General features: G+C 63.8%; 20 protein-coding genes. 2 read left to right on the forward strand and 18 right to left on the reverse strand.

The window, feature by feature from the left end; translation table 11 throughout:
* Positions 1–3: 3 nt before the first annotated feature.
* From AABF56_RS04340 to AABF56_RS04400, 13 genes are all read right to left on the reverse strand, one after another.
* Positions 4–270, reverse strand: coding sequence for a phage tail assembly protein (locus AABF56_RS04340; protein WP_272805044.1), 267 nt, complete (start codon positions 268–270; stop codon positions 4–6).
* 66 nt (positions 271–336) lie between these two features.
* Positions 337–828 (reverse strand): hypothetical protein, encoded by a 492-nt coding sequence (locus tag AABF56_RS04345; protein ID WP_272805045.1) that lies wholly within the window; start codon positions 826–828, stop codon positions 337–339.
* Positions 829–925: 97 nt separating this feature from the next.
* Positions 926–1,351: a hypothetical protein gene (locus AABF56_RS04350; RefSeq protein WP_272805046.1), complete on the reverse strand. Its 426-nt coding sequence runs from the start codon at positions 1,349–1,351 to the stop codon at positions 926–928.
* A complete protein-coding gene (locus AABF56_RS04355) occupies positions 1,348–2,268 on the reverse strand; it encodes a hypothetical protein (protein ID WP_272805047.1) in 921 nt (306 codons plus the stop codon). Before AABF56_RS04355 ends, AABF56_RS04350 begins: the two co-directional genes overlap by 4 nt.
* Positions 2,269–2,739 (reverse strand): hypothetical protein, encoded by a 471-nt coding sequence (locus tag AABF56_RS04360; RefSeq protein ID WP_272805048.1) that lies wholly within the window; start codon positions 2,737–2,739, stop codon positions 2,269–2,271.
* A 287-nt stretch (positions 2,740–3,026) separates the two neighbouring features.
* Positions 3,027–4,139, reverse strand: a complete 1,113-nt coding sequence (locus AABF56_RS04365; RefSeq protein ID WP_272805049.1) for a hypothetical protein — start codon at positions 4,137–4,139, stop codon at positions 3,027–3,029.
* A complete protein-coding gene (locus AABF56_RS04370; protein ID WP_272805050.1) occupies positions 4,136–4,327 on the reverse strand; it encodes a hypothetical protein in 192 nt (63 codons plus the stop codon). The genes AABF56_RS04365 and AABF56_RS04370 overlap by 4 nt, the downstream gene beginning before the upstream one ends.
* Before the next feature lie 268 nt (positions 4,328–4,595).
* Positions 4,596–6,806, reverse strand: coding sequence for a bifunctional DNA primase/polymerase (locus tag AABF56_RS04375; RefSeq protein WP_272807434.1), 2,211 nt, complete (start codon positions 6,804–6,806; stop codon positions 4,596–4,598).
* Between the two features lie 119 nt (positions 6,807–6,925).
* Positions 6,926–7,846: a hypothetical protein gene (locus tag AABF56_RS04380; RefSeq protein WP_272805051.1), complete on the reverse strand. Its 921-nt coding sequence runs from the start codon at positions 7,844–7,846 to the stop codon at positions 6,926–6,928.
* Positions 7,843–8,127, reverse strand: a complete 285-nt coding sequence (locus AABF56_RS04385) for a hypothetical protein (RefSeq protein WP_272805052.1) — start codon at positions 8,125–8,127, stop codon at positions 7,843–7,845. Before AABF56_RS04385 ends, AABF56_RS04380 begins: the two co-directional genes overlap by 4 nt.
* Positions 8,124–8,327 carry a helix-turn-helix transcriptional regulator gene (locus AABF56_RS04390; RefSeq protein WP_244765885.1) on the reverse strand — a complete coding sequence of 68 codons (204 nt, stop codon included), beginning with the start codon at positions 8,325–8,327 and terminating at the stop codon, positions 8,124–8,126. The genes AABF56_RS04385 and AABF56_RS04390 overlap by 4 nt, the downstream gene beginning before the upstream one ends.
* Before the next feature lie 67 nt (positions 8,328–8,394).
* A complete protein-coding gene (locus AABF56_RS04395; RefSeq protein ID WP_272805053.1) occupies positions 8,395–8,895 on the reverse strand; it encodes a hypothetical protein in 501 nt (166 codons plus the stop codon).
* Positions 8,895–10,136: a tyrosine-type recombinase/integrase gene (locus AABF56_RS04400; RefSeq protein WP_272805054.1), complete on the reverse strand. Its 1,242-nt coding sequence runs from the start codon at positions 10,134–10,136 to the stop codon at positions 8,895–8,897. Before AABF56_RS04400 ends, AABF56_RS04395 begins: the two co-directional genes overlap by 1 nt.
* A gap of 311 nt (positions 10,137–10,447) precedes the next feature.
* On the opposite strand from AABF56_RS04400, the gene AABF56_RS04405 reads away from it, so the two are divergent.
* Positions 10,448–10,699: a GlsB/YeaQ/YmgE family stress response membrane protein gene (locus tag AABF56_RS04405; RefSeq protein WP_244765882.1), complete on the forward strand. Its 252-nt coding sequence runs from the start codon at positions 10,448–10,450 to the stop codon at positions 10,697–10,699.
* 70 nt (positions 10,700–10,769) lie between these two features.
* Here the strand turns inward: AABF56_RS04405 and AABF56_RS04410 are convergent, their stop codons facing one another.
* The 5 genes from AABF56_RS04410 to AABF56_RS04430 all read right to left on the reverse strand — a co-directional run bounded on the left by AABF56_RS04410 (position 10,770) and on the right by AABF56_RS04430 (position 16,555).
* Positions 10,770–11,930: a glycosyltransferase gene (locus tag AABF56_RS04410; RefSeq protein ID WP_272805055.1), complete on the reverse strand. Its 1,161-nt coding sequence runs from the start codon at positions 11,928–11,930 to the stop codon at positions 10,770–10,772.
* Positions 11,931–11,937: 7 nt separating this feature from the next.
* A complete protein-coding gene (locus AABF56_RS04415; protein ID WP_272805056.1) occupies positions 11,938–13,173 on the reverse strand; it encodes an O-antigen ligase family protein in 1,236 nt (411 codons plus the stop codon).
* The gene (locus AABF56_RS04420) at positions 13,170–14,729 is read right to left on the reverse strand and encodes an undecaprenyl-phosphate glucose phosphotransferase (protein ID WP_272805057.1); all 1,560 of its coding nucleotides are present in this window, start codon (positions 14,727–14,729) and stop codon (positions 13,170–13,172) included. Before AABF56_RS04420 ends, AABF56_RS04415 begins: the two co-directional genes overlap by 4 nt.
* A gap of 78 nt (positions 14,730–14,807) precedes the next feature.
* Positions 14,808–15,974, reverse strand: a complete 1,167-nt coding sequence (locus AABF56_RS04425) for a glycosyltransferase family 4 protein (RefSeq protein ID WP_272805058.1) — start codon at positions 15,972–15,974, stop codon at positions 14,808–14,810.
* Between the two features lie 5 nt (positions 15,975–15,979).
* Positions 15,980–16,555 carry a polysaccharide biosynthesis/export family protein gene (locus tag AABF56_RS04430; protein WP_244765877.1) on the reverse strand — a complete coding sequence of 192 codons (576 nt, stop codon included), beginning with the start codon at positions 16,553–16,555 and terminating at the stop codon, positions 15,980–15,982.
* Between the two features lie 214 nt (positions 16,556–16,769).
* Here AABF56_RS04430 and AABF56_RS04435 point away from each other — a divergent pair, with 214 nt between their 5' ends.
* Positions 16,770–19,043 (forward strand): exopolysaccharide transport family protein, encoded by a 2,274-nt coding sequence (locus AABF56_RS04435; protein ID WP_272805059.1) that lies wholly within the window; start codon positions 16,770–16,772, stop codon positions 19,041–19,043.
* Position 19,044 lies beyond the last annotated feature (1 nt).

A 19,044-nucleotide genomic window follows, 5' to 3' on the forward strand; every position in this document is an offset into this window, starting at 1 on the left:
CGACTACGCCGCGCCATCCACCTCCTCGTCCTCCCCCATGAGCGCGGCCGTCGCGTCAACGATTTTCAGGAGATCGCGCTGGGGGATCTTGTGGAAGGCGGGAAGCGGCACACCAGACATGGACGCCAGGATGGCGACGATTTTTCCGGTCTGCCCCTCGAATTTGTCGGCCATCACCATGTCGCCAGTATTGGCCTCGCGAAAAGTCAGCGTCTGGTACGTGGTGCCGTTGTGTTCGATGGGCTTGCGGAGGTTGTAGGAAATGGTCATGTTGTCTTCTCCATGAAAAAGCCCGGCTCGATAGGCCGGGCGATGTGGTGTCTGGGGTTGGGGGTGTTAGACGGCCGACAAGTCGGCCAAAGCGGCGACGACGACATCGTCGATCGCCGCCTTGATCTCCGCCGCTGAGGTCATGTCGACCAGCTTCGGCGCGATTTCCGCTCCAATGGAGCGGCATCGCTGACGGACCACGCCGAATTCGTCTACGATGTGCCGTGCCGCCTCGTCGACCGTCACGACAAGGGCACTCTCGCGTTCGAATTCGAGCTGTTTCAGCCTGGCAGCGTAGTTTTCCTTGACGGTTTCGGCGTCGGCCCGCGACCATAGCTCGACGCCATCGAGGGCGGTGAGCTCTGTCAACTCGCTGCCTGCGGGTTGACGAATCCCGTGATCGGCCAAGCGCTGGTCCGTGGCGAGGAAGTCGACTTTTCCGTCACTGGAAAAAACGAGCAATCCCCTCTGTTTCCAGTCGGTCACGGTCTGCCTGGACACGTCCTTATAGGCCGCAAAAGCAGCCTGATTTCCGGTTTGGGCGGGTGCATTTGTCAAGTTGTCAACCTATTTTCGAACTAGCTAAAGTTCGACCGGCGAGGCATGCGCGTCCGCCTGGCGGTTGGACCAGGATAGGGTTCCTATGCCAGGGGGCCTACCGGCCGCCCCTGGCATTCATCCGGGCAATCATCCGCGCCCACCCGCTCAGCTCGGCCGGTTTCTCGTCGGTGGCTGTGGCGCCGTTCCGCTTGTTGAGATCGGCAACGACTTTGCCCCAGCCGTGCTCAAGTCGGCTGGGGTCCTTCACCTCTTTCCCGTTCATGCGGGCGACCACGCGCGCCATGGACGCCTTCGCCTCGGCGGCTTCCGCAGCTTCACGTTCGGCGCGGCGGCGGGCCGCTTCTTTCACGAGCACATCATTCCGCGCTTGGGTTGGCGCGGGCGTCGATGCAATCGGAGCGGTAGCGGGCCGTTCGGGCGGCTGATAGCCGTAGCGTGCCGTGGCAATGGCGATGTTGCGCTGGGCCATCGCGACGGCCGCCGCGGCCACCATTTGTTTCCGATGTTCGTCAGTGCTCATTGCTTCACCAGATCATACGAGAGTTCCGGCACGCGTTCCGCGCGCTTCGGCGCGGGCTTCAGTTCGGCGACTGCTTGCCTCGCCGCGTCATGGGCGTCATAGGCCGGCGTCCAATACGGTGTGGCGTCGGCATCGAGCGGCGGGAGCACGATTTCGCTGGCGAGCGAACCGATGTGACGGCCAGACGCATCAGGGAGGAATTTCGTCCGCCGGAAGCGCTTGAGTACGACCTCAAGAGTTCCGTGCTCGGTCTGAACCGTGCCGTACTGAAGCGGGTTCTCCAGGCTGTCCGATCGGTCACGCATCATCCCGCGTCGGTGCTTGTCGTGCGCGCGGACGTGTCGCTGAAGGTCTTCGCGAATAGGGGTAGCGCCATCGATCTCGGTCCAGAGATCAGCGATGTCCTCGCTCAAAACCTCCTGATAGAGATTTACCTGCGAACGCGAATGCTCTGGACCTGCGAGGGCAGGCGCACCTGTCGGGCGGTCCTCATTGGCTTCGCGGACGGCCAGGGATGCCGCAGCGACCTCGGCAAGCAGTTCACGGATCTGAAGGGCGGCGCGGGGATACTCCTTGCGCAGGCGCTTTTCTGCGGCTTCGGACGCGGCCTTAGCATCATCATAGCGGCGCTGGCGCTGATCGGCGGCTTCGGCCTCAAGTGCGTCTGCGTGCTGCTTTTCCAGTTTGGCGATTTTGGCGCGGCAGATGTCGACGGTGATGATTGCATCGGTTTTTGCGTCCGCCAAGCGTCGGAGCGCTGCAGCGTCTTCGGACAGCAAACTGCCCTGATACTTTTCATCCGCAGCCACAACCGCGGCTTCGGCAGCCTCTAGCTCGGCCTTTGCCTTTTCCAGCGCGACCGCAAGATCGCCGGAGGATTGGCGGCCGAGACCGAAAAATTTCACGACTTTCGACATTCAAGCTTCCTTCTTGTTGAGATCAGCGCGGAGGGCGGCGATGGTGTGGGCGTCGACGAACCTGGCCGAAACCGCGCCACTCGCAGGCTCGTCTGCGCCGAAAACGACGACCTGGCCGTCGATTGCGATGGTGGCGGCCGGCGGATCGATATGGACAGCGATGTCGGAGGCGGGAACATCCTCTCGGAACAGGAGATCGGCCACCGCCTGGTCGAAGCGGGTGCCTTCGCCATCGGCCAAGGCCGCAAACGTTGAGGTGGTTGCCGCAGCAGCGCCGAGGCTGGTTTCTGCAATGGACGCGATGAACAGCGCGACGATTTCGTCTCGGGTGGCGTCGTCTGGATATCGTCGGCTGCCCTCGGTTTTCGGGAGGAGGCCAGCATCCTGCAGGCGACTGGCGATGTTTTGTATGCGGCCAGGGCCGCGGCGGAGATGGTGCGCGATGAGTTGCGCGGCTTCGTGAAGGCGCATTGTTGCTCCTAAATCTTTGGGGGTTGGGGAATGAATGAGCAAAAAAAAGCGCTGGCACCGCGCCAACTGCCAAGTTGCAGGCGCGGTGCGCGATCGATGCGCAGCCGGGGCTGTGCAGATAGGTGACGTGCTGGTACATCCGCAGTCACGTCGCGACTGCCGCAAGGCAGCCGAATAAATGAGGCCCGCACAGAGGCGGGCCAGGAGTTCGCGGCCTGTCTGAGAAACCGCGAATGGGGAAACTATCTCTTCATATGGAAAGCGAACGGCGCGCCACGAAATGGACTCTACGCCGCAACTTTTCTCGATTTTTTGTTGTCGTTGGCCGGCATCAGGGCCAAGGCTGCCTTTCCGGCGGCGCGAACCAGACGCTTGCCCGCACGATCCGGCCGCGTTGTCTCGACCTTGTGCGCTTCGGCGACGTCGGTCAGGTCACCGCGCGCGAGCATGGTCTCGATTGTCAACGCGACGTCATCCGGCAGGTCCGGAGCAGCTTCCGGTTCACGCCAGATTTCCGGAACCGACAAGCCTTGCTTGCCTCCACCGACACGCCCGAACCATGTTGTGGATCGGGCAACGCCATCCGGAAGGCGAGTGACAGCGTGGCCGGCCGTCTGATCGGCGAGCCAGGCGCGCAGTGCCGCCTTCTCTTCCGGGATCTCAACGCGGGAATGACCGGCCTTGCCGTACACTTGTGCTGGCATCGGCGTGCCGCGGCGACGAAGGTGGAACGCCAGGCACTCGGAGTCGTACAGCTTTTCCATTGCCGCATCGCGATCGTTGCGCGGACGATCGTTCCAAGAGCGCATATATCGCTCGACCTGCCAGCAGATCGGCACCCGGCCGCCCTTCCGCTGCGAGGGCTCCTCGCGCGGAAGCTGTACGACGCCCTTCTTGTCGAGCCAGTACGTTAGCAGGCCCTGCTGCGCCTCTGAGGAGTCCACGTTGAACACGGCGCGGCCGAGGCGGTAGCGGGTGCCACCGACGCGGTACTGTTTCTCCGCTGCCGGGAAGCCGGACCGCAATGCGCCGGTGCGTGGCGCGAGCCTGCCCTTGGGGAGGATAGCCCGCCCGTCATTAGCGGCTTCCACGAGGTCGTCTGGATCCGGATGGATGCGCATGCGATCGTCGCTGCTGTCCAGGTCGTCATCCCGATCGTCCTTGTTCCGATAGATCGGCCGGAAATCGCCCATGATGGTGGCGATGGCCACCACGGCTTCGGGGTTCTCCTCGGCGAGCCAGGACAGCGCCGGATAGCCGCCGCGGAAGCGCTCAGGCCTGTTGTCGTTGGCCGGTTTGGGGCGGTAGGGCTGAAGGGTCTTCGAGACCGGCCAGCCTCGCCACGGTTCGCCGGCATGGGTGGCGCTGGATGCGAACTTTGTGCCGTTGATCGTGATCACGCTGCTTCCTCGTCCTCATCATACCGCGGAAACAACCGATCGATGATATCGGACCGGCCGCATTCGGCGACGTATTCGAGCGGAACCCACGCCCACGAGTACCTGCCGGTGTCGTTGTCAAATCCGAACGCGCGGACGGATTCGCCATCACAATCGTCAATTTCTTCGATGGTTTCTGGATCGATCATTCGGGTCTCCTTTTCTTCGATTTGCCAACTTGCCAAAATTGCCACGCCCAAGGGTGTCCGGGAGAAGTTACGGACACGAAATGAAAATCGAAGAGTTGTGGCAAGTGTGGCAAATGGCAAGAGAGAGTAGATATATTTATATATATCATACACTTACCTATGGTCTTCCACTTGCCAAACTCTTGCCATTTGCCACGAGGTGGTACAAAAAAAGTTCCATAATCTGTACCACCTCGTGGCAAGTGCAAGAGTTTTGGCAAGTCCTGCGCTACCTGCCGGCCGGTGTGAGAACGAGCTTCTTTCCGTCGGTTCGCTCGATATCTCCTGTCTCCTGCAGGCGCTTCACGGCATCGTCGAACATCCGGTTCTCGGCCCCCCGCACGCCACGGCGCTTCAGCAACTCGGCCCGATACATCTCGCCGCCCTTGGCGCCTCGCAAGGCTGATAAGATCGCCTGACAAATCTCATCGAACTTGCTCGAGACCATGAACTTCTCGACACCGACATCCACGGCGCGGATCGAATCCATCATCACGGCACGAGCCCAGGCTACGTCTTCCACGGTGACGGCTGCTCCTCTCGCGGTGCGGGATAGGGCGCGGAGCGTGGCGAGACGAACGGCATTCTCCGCGAACCGTCCGACGATGCCGTCCCGCGTTTCGTCGCGTTCGATTTCATCTTCCTGCCAATCCTCGATAGCCAGCCAAGCCTCTTCCGCTTTTTCGTTACCCCACGGAACCTCGATGAGGTCCGGCTCCTTCTCCGGCAATCGCCAATTTCCGCCAGAGCTTGCCGCCGGCCAGGGGAATGCAGCTTGCTCGGCCTTCACCTTCGCGACGATGTCCGCCGGCAGCTTCAGGTCGGCATCTGTATGACGAGCTCGCTCCGGTCTTTTTGTGGGTGCGATAAAGATCATGCGCGCTACCAGACCATCGGCCAGATTCTTTTCGGACAGCCCTCCGTAGAAGCGCGTGGGTGTCGACGTTCCGATCACGGTCAGCGACGGGCAGTAGATCGGAGTGCCTAGCCGTTCTTCGTCGGTCGTCTCCTTTCCGAACCAGACTCCCACTGATTTTGAATACAGTTCGAGCATCGCCTTGCGGATCGTGGATGCCCAGTTCCCCGGACCGCGGGCATTGATGGCTTCGAACACGTCGCCGATTTCGTCCCACGGCATCACCACGGCCGGCTTGCGACGGAGGATCTTTTCGATTGCGCTGGCGCTGGAGACCTCACCAGCGCCGACCAGGAAGGCCATATCGGTGTCGTGGAGGGCACGAACCAGCCGCTGCAACGGCGCCTCCTTACCAAACCCCGGGCCGGCGATACCTGCAAGGTACAGGTTCACGCCGCATCCCGTCGGCCCCACGACACGACGTCCGTACATTGCAGACATGAACGCGATGGCGGCCATGACCGCGAACTCCGGCGACTTGCGCCGGGAAGTGGCGATAATCCAATCCGTGAGGTTCCCCATGATGCCACCAGCAGCTTCCGCGGTGAACGGATTCGATAGGTCGAGGGGCTTCGCCTTCTTGGCGACAAGGGCACTCACAACACCGGCAGGTGGCAGCAGAGCGGCCCCGTTGTCGACCCACCCGAGATCTTCTTTTTTTCGGCCGAGGCGGCTGCAGAGCCATTCCGCAGCGCTGGCGAAGCCGTCGCCCTTTCCGGCCTTCTGCGCAACGTCGATCGCCGTATGTGTCTCGCCCGACCCCCAGTCGGTAATCCCTTCTGGATGGAAAGAGAGGTTGGCGTTCTTAACGCCGCGCCATGCACAGACGGCACGATATCCTCCGCCATGGCGACGGGTGTTCGGCAGACCAAGGGCGGGGACCCAGGCGTCGAGATCGTCCAGCGCCGCCTGGTTGACGCGGCGGCCGAAGTTGTCTGCGGTGTTGTCATTGGCCGCTTGCCGTTTCACTGGCGCCGGTTTCTTCTTTCCGTGAGGCTCGAGCAGCCGCTCGACGTCGGCCATCATTGCTTCCAGTGATGGCCAGTCTAACAGCGGCAAGTCGGAAAGCGGCGGCAGGTCGCGGTCCCATACGTATGGCAACTGGGTGTCGGGATGGATGCCGTCGACCACCACCTGTTGACCGACGCCCATAACCTCAATGCGCTGGTCAACGCCGTCGATCTTGAACCATGACGACGCCAGCTTCTCCCGCGGCTCGTCCGTCCTGAATAGGAACATTGCTTTCGGCGCCTTGCCGATCCGCATCGGAGCCTGCGCGCCGCCGGGCAGCTCGCGAACCATCTCGACAACGGCCGCCGCCAAGTCCGGGCGGAGTACGTCGACGTCGATCGCGACTACATCGCCGGTCAGAATGCTCGTATTGCGATTCTCGGGATGGGTCGTCTCCCATTCGATGATATTCTCGGCAGTCGCGCGGCATTGCGACCACCCATTGAATCCATGCGGGACCTTTCCACGAACGGGGATAGGCCAATAGCCGTTGGCCAGCAGGGTCTGCCGCATCGCCAACACGGCGTTCGTCGTCAGTTTTGGTAGTGGTGCCAAAGAAAAAACCTCGCGTTTTTCCGACCCCGCGCCGCGCCTCGGCCGGGGAACAGTTTCAGGATGGGTGGATTGGAGGGTTACGCCGCCGCCGGATACGGCGGCACGATACCTGCGCTTTCCAACAGGTCGGCGGTTGCAGCAGAGTCGGCGTCACGCCACGGCTTTGCCGCTTCCGACTCGGCGACGAGGAACGGCAGGTCCAGACGGTCGGCCAGAATTTCCGGCAGCATCCCGTTGTCGTCAAACTCCCAGAGAGATGCGGGCGCGCCCATATGAGTTGCGAAGAAATCCCAGACCGGTTCATGCAGAACGCCGTCAAGCGCCATGGGCTCCCCACGAACGGGGCGCTTTGTCCAGGTCACGGGCGCGGTAGCGTCCTCGTCTGGGGCAGATGGATGCTGCATCGTAGCGCAGTAGTAGAAGCCGGCGTGATCGACCGATGGCCAGCAGACGCCGATAGCGACGACGCGGTCGCCGGCCTTGGCCGTGATCTCGAGATGCCTGCCGGGTTTCGGAAGGCCGCGACCCTCGATGGCATCGAGGAAGGCGTCTTTCGGATCAACTTCGCGGATGACCTGCTTCGCCGCGTCGTCACCGAAACGCATCACGATCTGGTCGACCTGCCTGATAGCGGAGCGGAGTCGGCGAAGGTCGATAGCACCCTCGACGCCGCTGCCCCTCATGGTCTCGACCGCTTTGTCGCGCATCGCCAGAAATTCCAGCGCCCCACGAATACCTCCGAAACCCGTCACCGCGGACGGATTCAAACCGGACGCCGAAAGCTTCATCAGCCGCTGCGCCTTCCGCTCGCCGACACCGGCCCGCTTCAGGAAGGGCAGCCACTGGCCATGCTTGCACTCGGCTTTGGCGGCGATGAGGAGAAGACCGGCCTCGAGCGCTTTCTCGATAGATTGGCTGGCGAGCGTGTCGGATGCGTCGACAAGCTCGCGGACGGCTTCGGCGGATACGGAGAGGGAGTTGGATGCGAGCTGTGTCATGCTGCCGCCCTCGCCATGTCTTCAATTTCCGTCACAAGGTCCGAGATCTCTGAAAGCCTGAATCGCAGATCGTCAGGCACCACCCTCGTGAAATCGTAAGAGGCTCCGCCGAAACGCTCGGCAAGTTCACCGCGGAAACGGTTCAGGCTGTCCGTTGCGAGTTTAGCCAGGTTATGGACGTCGTCGGCATCAAGGCCGTCGTCGGCGCTCATTGCGGCCATTGCTGCGACTATGGCGGCGCGGCGTTCCGCTGTCATTTCCGGTGCTGCGATGTCGGTCATGCTGCACCTCGCAGTTTGCCGTTGTCATTGGCCGGCTGCCGGTTCGCGGCGACCCATGCGTCAAGGTCTTCGCTGCGGTAGATGACCGTCGTGCCGAGCTTGACGAAGGTCGGTCCACCGCCATAGCACCGCGCTTTGTCGAGGTACGATTTAGAGACGCCGACATATGCGGCGGCTTGCTTTACCCTAAGATTCGCCATGCAATTCCCTCCATGTTTGTGGTTGCATGGAGGAAGATGGCTGTTCAGGTGTCCCAAGAATAGGCCATCATTCTTGGGACAGTTTTTTGGCTGCTGCCCTTATCGCACGATCAGCTTTCCATTCGTACGGCCACCGGCGCATGAAATCCGGTGCGGGCGCGTTGCGCGATAATGCGCTATTTGCTGTTTTGAATGTGATTTTCCCTTTCGATTCCTTTGCGATCGTCCGCGCTGCTTCAGCCTGAGTTTTACCCTTTCGCATCTCGGCCTTCATCCGTGACCGAAGAATAAAGTTACCCATACCGACGGGGCGGCCGCCGAGGCTTTCACGATCTTCCGGTGTCTCAATCTTGAACAGCGGCTCGTACTTCAGCGCCAACTCGAGCGCCAACTGGCGCCAGCCATCTGCGGTGGGCTCGAGTCCATTGTGCGATCGGAGGAGGGCATCCAGCCGCTCGGCCATCTCTTCGGCCAGTTTGGTTTCGTCCGTATGTTCCGATACCGGGATGGGGCCGCGACCCAGAACCTCTGCCCAGGCGGGGAGGTGGTCTTCTTCATCGTCTGCCATCACTTCCCCTCCAGTGCCACGGCGATCTGTCCCGCGATTGCGTCGGCTGCGCGGCGCGCGGCGTCGTCAGCAATGTGCGCGTATTTCTGGGTCGTACTCACATCGGCGTGGCCGAGCAGCGATCCTATGACCGGAAGGCCGAGGCCAGACCACGCACCGACCGAGGCAAAACTGTGCCTCAAATCATGAATCCGAAGGCCGTCGAGACCCGCGCGCTTCGTCACCGCGCTCCACGGCTTTTTCAGGTCGGCGCGGGGCTTCTCGTCTTCTTCACCTGCGCTCGCCCCTGCCACAACATAGATTCCGACTCGCGGCATTTCCTTGAGGACAGCAAGGGCCGCAGTCGAAAGCACGACAGTCTTTCGGCCGGTTTTGCTGTCTGGAAGGAATAGCAGACCTCGCTCCGAATCGACCTCGTCCCAACGGAGATGAAGGATTTCGCGCAGACGGCAGCCGGTTAGCATGATCAGGCGGATCGCACCTGTTACCGACGGGTGGAATGTTATGCGTTGGCCCTTGGGCGCGTGCTTCGCATCCCCGGCGTTCACAGGAAATCCGATTGTTTCGGCTTCCCGGAGCGCTTCGCCAAGGCGCTTCATCTCATCCGTCGACAGGAACCGTTCTCGACCTTCTTCCTTGTTGAGGTCGATGCCGGAGGCGGGATTGAAGCCCTCGGGGACATAGCCATTCTTTGCTCCCCAGCCGTAGGCAGCAGACAAGAGCTTTATCGCCCGGTTGGCTGCGATCCGGGCTTCCTTGGTCATGGATGCGTGAGCTCGCTGCACATCGACGCGGGCTAGGGCCACCGCCTTTTGGGTGCCCAAATGCGGCCCCACGTATTTCTTCAGCGATATCTTATAGAAATCCGTCGACGCCTTTTTCTTGTTCGGTTCGACGAACTCGTCGACGTACTTCTGCACCAGTTCTTTCACGGTCAGGCTGGCGCGCTCATCGGCCCGGCCTCGCGCCAGATCCTTACCGAGGCCGGCATGCGCAATTGCCTTACGAGCCGCCTCCCTGGCCTCGTTCGCTTTGAGCGCGCCCACACGACCGAGCTTAAGCCGCTTCTTGGCACCGCCCGCGATGGGCCTATATTCAACAAAGAACGTGCCGGTTCCTGTCGTCGTCCGATAGAAACCAAACCCGGCAAGGTCAGCATCGAAATAAAAGGTGGTTTTGTTCGGACGCGCTGATGCCATCACCTCGGTGACCGTCGCTGCGCTGATCTTGATTGTAGCCATCTCGCCTCGATTTGTAGCCAGAATATAGCCAGCATAGTAGAAGGGAAGCGAAATCAGTCAAGCGGGCATAGGTTAGATAACGTTGGAAAATGAGATGATACAGCCGTTGCGTCCAACCAGTGGAATGGCTATAAAACGTGCTCAATAAGACTGGGGGTCAAGGGGTCGTGGGTTCGAATCCCGCCATTCCGACCATTTTTCCTTTTATTTTCGACACTATGCCTGGTTCCGACGGGAACCTTGTGGCTTCGCCTGCGTTTTCCACGGCCGGCCTCGTTTGCCGGTGATATCGGCAGCGTGAGGAGACGGAAATGGAAGATGCAGGTGTCGGCTGGATTGCGGCCATCATCATCGGCGGTATTGCGGGCTGGCTCGCCGAAATGTTCATGAAGAGCAATATGGGCGTGCTGATGAACATCGTGCTCGGCATCGTCGGGGCGGCGGTGGCGAACCTCTTGCTCGGCCTGATCGGCGTCTCGCTCGGCGGCTGGATCGGCTATCTGATCGCGGGCTTCATCGGTGCCTGCATTCTCATCGCGCTGGCGCGGGCGATCAGGCGTTAACACGCCGCGCTGGAGAGAAGACGGTTCATCATCGAAGACCGCCGTTCCGAAAGAGCGGCGGTCTTTTACTTCAGGCGATCAGGCCGCGGTAGATCGCTTCCGTTTCACAGACCATGCGGTCGAGGCTGTAGTCGGGGCTGCGGGCGCGGGTGAGGGCGGCGGCGGTGTTGCGGGCGAGGTGACCGGGATCGCTGAGGCGCAGCATGGCCTCGGCGAGGCGCGTCGGATCGTCATCGTTTTCCACCAGAATCCCGTTCTCGCCGTCCTTCAGCACCATGGAAACACCGCCGACATCGGTAAGGATCAGCGGCCTGCCGGCGGCGGCGCCCTCCAGCATCACATAGGACATGGCCTCGTAGCGGCTCGGCATGGTGAGCACGTCGATGGCCGCCATCGCCTCCACGCCGGTAAAGCCCGTGGTGAGGTGGATGCGCGCGCCCTGGCCGCTCGCTTCGACCTGCCGGCGCACCTCCGCCTCCATGTCGCCGCTGCCGATCACCAGGAGATGGGCGTGCGGCACGCGTTCGGCGACCTGCGCGAAGGCCGCCACCAGGCGCTCCGGCGCCTTCTGGCGGCAGAGCCGGCCGACGAAGCCGAAGAGCAGCGCCTCCATGGGGATGCCGAGCGCCTGCCGCACGGAGGCCCGGGAATCGGCGGGCGGCGTTTTAACGCCGTTGACGACGATCGACAGCTTTTCGCGCGGCATGCCGAGCGCGCGGGCATGGGCATATTCGTCGGCCGAGACGCAGATGACGCGATCGGTGAGGGCGCGGGCGAGCAGCTTCTCGATCGCGCCGTAGACCGTGCGGCCGAGCGCGCCGAGGCCGGGATCCATGGTGTAGAAGGCGTGCGGCGTGTAGACCCGCGGGATGTGGCGGCCGGGCAGGCGCAGGCGCGCCAGCGCACCGGCCTTCGAGCTGTGGGCATGGATGATGTCGAAGGGGCCGGCGCCGCGCATGACGGCGCGGATCGCGCGCCAGGCGCCGACATCGGACGGGCCGGGCGCACGTGTCATGGCGACGGCGTGCAGGCCGGCAAGACCGAGTGCCTGCAGTTCCTCGACGAAGCGCGCTTCCGCCCGCAGCGGCGAATAGATGGCGTGCACGGCATGGCCGCGGGCCGTGAGGCCGCGGCACAGGTCGATGAAGTGCCGGCCGGATCCGCCGCCGCCGGTCTCCAGCACCTCCAGGAGGCGCATCTGGCGCAGGGCCCTGTCCTGTTTTCTGCTCATGGTAGGGTCAGTCCGGGGCGATCTGCCGGTTGTGGCGCTTCTCGAGGGCAAGGCATCCCCAGACGATCCCGAGCAGCAGGTAGAAATGCCGCCAGTGATCCGTGTCGATGACGAAGCCGATCGCGGTGTGGCCGACGATGGTGATGTAGGAGATCATCAGGAAGGGTTGCCACGGCCGGTTGCGCAGAAGCGCCTTGAAGCCGGCGGAAAGCGTCCAGAGGATCAGGGCGAGATAGGAGAGGAAACCGAGCCAGCCGTAGGTGGTCAGCGATTTCAGCCAGATATTGTGCTCGTCCTCTGGAAACATCTTGCTGAATTCCATCGGGCCGATGCCGAGCGGCTTCTCCATCGCCATGAGGAAGCCGATGCGGTGGCGCTCGAAGCGGCCGAGATGGCCGCCGTCATAGTCCTGCACGAGCTGGGTGCGGCTGGAGAAGAGGTTCGCCACCTTGTCGAATTGCAGCGCGACGACGAGCGCCACGACCATCAGGCCGGCGGCCGAGAGGCTGAGGATGAGGATCTTCAGGCGGAACGCCCCGGTGCGCTCCTTCAGCAGCATGACGAAGACGAGCGCCACGACGCAGACGAGATAGAGCCCCCAGGCGGCGCGCGAGAAGGAGAGGAAGATGCCGAGCGCCAGGACCAGCACGCCGGCGACCTTGAGCGGCGCGCCGAGGATGCGGCCGGAGAGCAGGCCGTACAGCAGGTAGAGCGAGGGGCCGACGAGGAAGGGGCCGAAGACGTTCGGGTCCTGGAAGGCGCCCTTGGCGCGGTCGTAGAGCGTGAAGACCTCGGCGCCGGGAAAGGCGTGGAAATAACCGAGGATGCCGAGCGAGGCGGTGATGAGCGCCCCGGCCACCCAGGCGCGGAAGATCAGCTCCAGCCGCGCCGGCCTCGCCTCGACGATGGCGGCGAAGAAGACGCTGGAGAGCGCCAGGAACAGCGAGACGGCAATGTACATCGGCCCGGCCGAGAGGTCGTCCAGCACCGTCAGCGAGAGCATGCCGCCGATATTGAACAGGACGAGCAGCACGAGCAGCGGGGCGATGCCCCGCGAGATGCGCAGGCCCACGATCGCCCACAGGCCGATGAGGCCGGCCATGAAGAGCTCATAGGGCGCCGGTTCGCTGATGACGAAGCCGGACAGGAACACCCCGACCGCCACCAGCAGCGAGCCGACGACGCCGAGGGCCGCCAGCTGCGGCCGGAACGGCGCGGCATGGGGGAGGGCCGCGTCGCTCAATAGGCGTTTTCCGTGTTGAGCAGGCGGAAGGGCGTCAGGACGAGGATCTTCAGGTCCAGCCAGAGCGACCAGTTCTCGATGTAGTAGAGGTCGAATTCCGTGCGGAAGCGGATCTTGTCGTCATGGTCGATCTCGCCGCGCCAGCCGTTGATCTGCGCCCAGCCGGTCACGCCGGGCTTTACCCGGTGGCGGGCGAAGTAGCTTTCGATGACATCGACATATTTGCGGTCGTTCGACTGCGCCTGGATGGCGTGCGGGCGCGGGCCGACGAGGGAGAGGTCGCCCCTCAGGACGTTGAAGAACTGCGGCAGCTCGTCGATCGAGGATTTGCGCAGGAACCGGCCGACGCGGGTGACGCGCGGGTCGCCCTTCGTCACGGCGGCCTTTGCCGTCGGGTCAGCGAGATGTGTGTACATCGAGCGGAACTTGTAGACCTCGATGATCTCGTTGTTGAAGCCGTGGCGCTTCTGCTTGAAGATGACGGGACCCGGCGAGGAGAGCTTGACCGCGATGGCGGCGCCGAGCATCACCGGCCAGAGCAGGAGGATCGCGACGACGCTGAAGAAGACGTCGAAGAGGCGCTTGGCGACATTGTCCCAGTCGGCGATCGGCTTGTCGAAGATGTCGAGCATCGGCAGGCTGCCGACCTGCGAATAGCTGCGCGGACGGAAGCGCAGGCCCTTGGAATGGGCGGCAAGGCGGATGTCGACCGGCAGCACCCAGAGCTTCTTGAGCAGCGCGAGGATGCGCGCCTCGGCCGAGAGCGGCAGCGAGATGATCAGCATGTCGATGCGGGCGAGGCGCGCGAACTCGACGAGCTCGGCGACATTGCCGAGCTTCGGGTAGCCGGCGATGATCGCGGGCGAGCGGCGCTCGTCGCGGTCGTCGAAGATGCCGCAGATGCGGATGTCGTTCTCCGGCTGGTGCTCGAGCGCGCGGATGAGCTCCTTGGCCGGCTCGCCGCCGCCGACGATGACGGCGCGGCGTTCCATGGTGCCGTTGCGCGCCCAGCGGCGGATCGAATAGGCGATCACCTGCCGCTCGATGACGAGGTAGAGCGCGCCCGCCGCGAACCAGGAGGCGAACCAGACGCGGGAATAGTGCTCGCCGGACTTGAAGAAGAAGACGATGAGCGCCATCGCGCCGAAGGCGAGCGCCCAGGCGGCGAGGATGCGCGGCGTCATGCGCCAGGGCGAGCGCAAGGCCGGAACCTGATAGGCATCGGCGAGCTGAAGGATCAGGACGCCGATCGCCGCCCCGCCGACGATGACGAGGAGGTAGAGGAAGGGCAGGCCCATGCTGCTGACATAGAGCGCGTGGATGCTGTAGCCGAGCGCCAGCAGCGCGCCGAATTCGAGAAGGCGCAGGAGGCCGATGATCATGCTCGGGGAATAGGTGTCGACGCTGAATTGCGTGGCGATCCTGCGGGCGAGCGGATTAAGGTCGACGGTCTTGCCGGCATCCTGGGTTTCGCCGGGTGCGGCGACCGATATTTCGGACACCTTGCGCCTCAGCGCATCCGGATCGAAGGAGACGGGTTTGTCGACATGGTTCATGGCACGCACCTGTGGGGGCTTCGTCCTGGAAATAGCACGAAGCCCCTAAGAAACGTTTACGTTGTCGCTGCCGTAGCGTCAGGTGCTGTGCCGATTTCCTCCAGCCTGCCGGACAAGGATGTCGCGATACAGGTCGAGCAGGGCGTTGGACATGACGGAGGCGGAGAAGGCCGCCTTGAAGCCGGCCGGCTCCGGCATCACCTTGCGCGGCCAGTCTTCGTCGGTGATCGCCTGGGCCATCAGGGCGGCGAGCCCGTCGGGATCGCCCGGTTCCGTCAGGGCGATGCTCTTTCGGCCGAGCACTTCCGGAATGCCGCCGACGCGGGTCGCGATGACCGGCTTTCGCGCGGCGAGCGCCTCCAGCACGATATAGGGCATGGCCTCGGCGCGCGAGGGCACGATGACGTTGCGCGTCAGCGCGAAGGCGTCGTGCGCCTTCATGGCGGGCAGCATGCCGATGCGCCGGCCAAGGCCCATGCGCAGCATCATGTCCTCGTATTTCGCCTTGTCCGGCCCGTCGCCGATCATCAGGGCGGAAAGCGGACGGCCGATCCGGCGTTCCGTACGGGCGAAGGCCTCGACGAAGACATCCGGTCCCTTCAGGTCGCGCAGCATGCCGATATAGAGGAAATCGACGGCATCCTCGCGGGAATAGACGGGTGCGAAGTCGCGGTCGTGGATGCCGTTGTAGATGCGTTCGGCCCTGACGCGCGGCCGGCCGACGCGGGCGGCGTAGGCCTCGCGCTCGTAGTCGCAGACGAAGACGAGCGCATCGCCGCGCCTTTCCAGCAGGCGCTCGGCGGTCAGGATCGCCATGCCCGTCGCGGTGCGGCGATCGTAGTGCAGGCTGCCGCCATGCGGCGAATAGAGGCGGGCTACGCGATACCTGTTGACCCGCAGGGCTGAGCCGATGAGCCGGGCAATGGCGCCGCCCTTGGCGCCGTGCCCGTGCAGGACATCCGGCTGCAAACTTCTTATCTCGTGATAGCTGCTCCAGAAAGCGCCGACGTCGCGCGGGCTGACCGACCGGCTGATCGGCAGGCGCACGAGGCCGAGCGAGAGATAGGGGCGGATTTCATCGAAGAGGCCATCCTCATAGGAACTGCCGGTGAGACTGTCGCAGACGATGCCGACGTCGTGGCCCGCCTTCGCGTGGAACTCGGCAAGATCGCGCACATGGCGGAAGATTCCCCCGATGGGTGAGCGGAAGCAGTGAATGATGCGCAGAGGCCCATCGTCCGCCATCTTGCTTAGAACAGCCGTTCGCGGACATAGATGGTGTCGCCGGCCAGCACCGGATCGGAAATGGAGACACGGCCCGTGAGGATCTTGCCGTTGATCTTGCGGGTGACGTCGACATCGCCCTGGTTGGCGCGCGGCGAGAAGCCGCCGGCCAACGCAATGGCGTTCTGGATCGTCATGCCGGCGACATAGCTGTACTGCCCGGCCTGGCCCACTTCGCCCATCACGTAGATCGCGCGGTAGCGGTCGACCTCGATGGAGACGTCCGGATCGCGCAGATATCCCTGCCTCAGCTTCGTCGCGATGATGCTTTCCAGTTCCTGGATCGTCTGGCCGCGCGCCGGCACCGCGCCGATGAGCGGAAAGGCGACGTAGCCGGCCTGGTCGATCGAATAGGTATTGCTGAGGCCGGCCTGTTCGAAGACGGTGATGCGCAGCCGGTCGCCGCTGTCGAGGCGGTAGGGCTGGATGGTCGCCTCATGAAACGCCTTTGGGGCGGGGCGGTAGCCGCTGCAGCCCGCAACGGCCGGCACGACGAGTGCCAGCGCAAGCAGCATGCCCTTGTTGATTGTTGCGAATGCCATTCGCTTTACCCAATCCCGGAATCAGAAGTCTGGCCCCCGTTATCGATCCGTTAGGGTTAATAGCCGGTAAAGGCATGGGCGGGATCGGTCGGGCAAGGCGGTTTTTTCGCGGGGCGCGGCCCGAGGGAAGGGACGGGGCGGCCGCCGGCGATTAACCCTTGCGTTACCATGTTTGTTTACCCTGCGCGAAATTCGTGGTGTTTGGAGTTGGGATATGTCGGGCGCGCACAGCCAGCAGGATGTCGATATCGATCTTGGCGGCCTTTTCGGCGCGATCTGGCGCAACCGCATGCGCGTGCTGCTTGCCACCGTCGCCTGCGCGGGCATTGCCTTTGCCGGCGCCAGCCTCGTCACGCCGCGCTACAAGAGCGAGGCCCGCCTGCTCATCGAAACGCGCGAGCCGGCCTTCACGACGGGCACCGACCGCGCGCAGGGCCGCGAGCAGCAGCCGGCCCTGGACGAACTCGGCATCGCCAGCCAGGTTCAGCTCCTGCGGTCCGCCGACCTTATCAAGCAGGTCGCGCGCAACATGAAGCTCTATGAGCTGGAGGAGTTCGATCCGGCCGCGAAGCCCTCGGCCATTTCCGACCTGCTCGTCCTCTTCGGCCTGAAGAAGAGCCCGCTCGACCTCGAGCCGGAGGAGCGCGTGCTGAAGGAGTTCAACAGCAAGCTCGTCGTCTACCAGGTGGAGCGCTCGCGCGTCATCGGCATCGAGTTCTCCTCCAAGGACCCGCGCCTTGCCGCCGAGATCCCCAACGAGATGGCGAAGGTCTATCTCTCGCTGCAGAGCGGGGCGAAGCTCGACACCAATTCCGAGGCGACGCGCTGGCTGGAGCCGGAGATCGCCAACCTGCGCGAGAAGGTGCGCGAGGCCGAGCAGAAGGTCGCCGAATACCGCTCGCAATCCGATCTCCTGCCGACCGGCGAGAACTCCACCTTTGCCGTGCGCCAGCTCACGGACATCTCGACGGAACTTGCCCGCGTGCGCGGCGAGCGCGCCAATGCGGAAGCGCGGGCCGAAAGCGTGCGCACCGTGCTCAAGACCGGCGGCGCGCCGGACACGCTGAGCGACGTCGTCGGCTCGCAGATGATCCAGCGGCTGAAGGAAAGCGAGGCGCAGATCCAGGGCCAGATCTCCGATCTCTCCACCTCGCTGCTCGACGGCCACCCGCGCCTCAAGGGCCTGCGCTCGCAGCTTGCCGGCATCCGCGGGCAGATCAAGGCGGAGACGCAGAAGATCCTGTCGAGCCTCGAAAACGAGGCCCGCACCGCCCAGCTGCGCGAAACCCAGCTTCTGCAGCAGCTCAACACGGTGAAGGCGAACAGCGCGCGCGCCGGCGAGGACGAAGTCGGCCTCAAGGCGCTGGAGCGCGAGGCGACCGCCCAGCGCCAGCTGCTCGAAACCTATCTCGCCCGCTACCGCGAGGCCACCTCGCGCACCGACAGCAGCTCCACGCCGGCCGATGCCCGCATCATTTCGGCCGCCGTCGAGCCGACGGAGGTGGCCTTCCCGAAGGTCGTGCCGATCACCATCGTCGGCGGTCTTGCCGGCTTCATGCTGAGCGCGATCGCCATCCTGCTGGCCGAACTCTTCAGCGGCCGCGCGCTGAAGCCGGTGGGCGCTGCCGCTGCGGTCCCGGCGCGGCGCGAGGAGGAGGCCGTCGAGGACGAGGTCGAGGCGGACCTTCCTGCGGAGGAACCGGTCATCCACAAAACCCCCGCCTTGCACCGCGATCCGGTCGCGCGCCTCGACCATGGCCCGGTCCGCGACGTCCGCGCGCCGGCAAAATCCCTGCTGGCCGACATCGCGCCCGACGAGGACGAGGAGGAGCAGGAGACAGAGGCGGGCTCACCCGCTTCGCTGCTCGATACGGCCGACCCCGGGGAGGAGGAGGCGGAATTCTCCATTGCCGCCGTTGCCCGGTACATGGTCGAGAACAACGTCTCGGTCGCGATCTCCGTCTCGCCCTCCGGCGACCGTGGTTCCACCGCCACCGTCATGCTGGCCCGCCGCATCGCGGAGGAACATCGCAAGACGCTGATCATCGACCTGACCGGCTCGGCCTGCCCGACGCGCCTGATGGCGCAGTCCGCCCATATGCCCGGCATCACCGATCTCCTCGTCGGCGACGCCGTCTTCGGCGACATCATCCATGGCGACCGGTTGTCCGGGGCGCACGTCGTTCCGCGCGGCAATGCGAACATCAAGCGCGCCATGCGCGGCATCGACCGGCTGGCGATGGTCATCTCCTCGCTTGCCGATGCCTATGACACGGTGATCGTGGAATGCGGCCCGGCCGACGTGGAGGGCGTGCGGCGCCTGACGCGCGACCAGGAGACCGATATCATCCTCTCCCTTCCGGGCGCCGACGAGGACGAGATCGTCGAGATGATCGACGCCTTCGGCGCGGCCGGCTACAGCGAGGTCATGCTGATGACGGGCGAGGGGGGCGAGCCGCCGCGCTATCCGGGCCGCCGGGCGGCATAGG

This window comes from Shinella sp. WSC3-e, from assembly GCF_945994535.1.
GTDB classification, from domain to species: Bacteria; Pseudomonadota; Alphaproteobacteria; order Rhizobiales; family Rhizobiaceae; genus Shinella; species Shinella yambaruensis.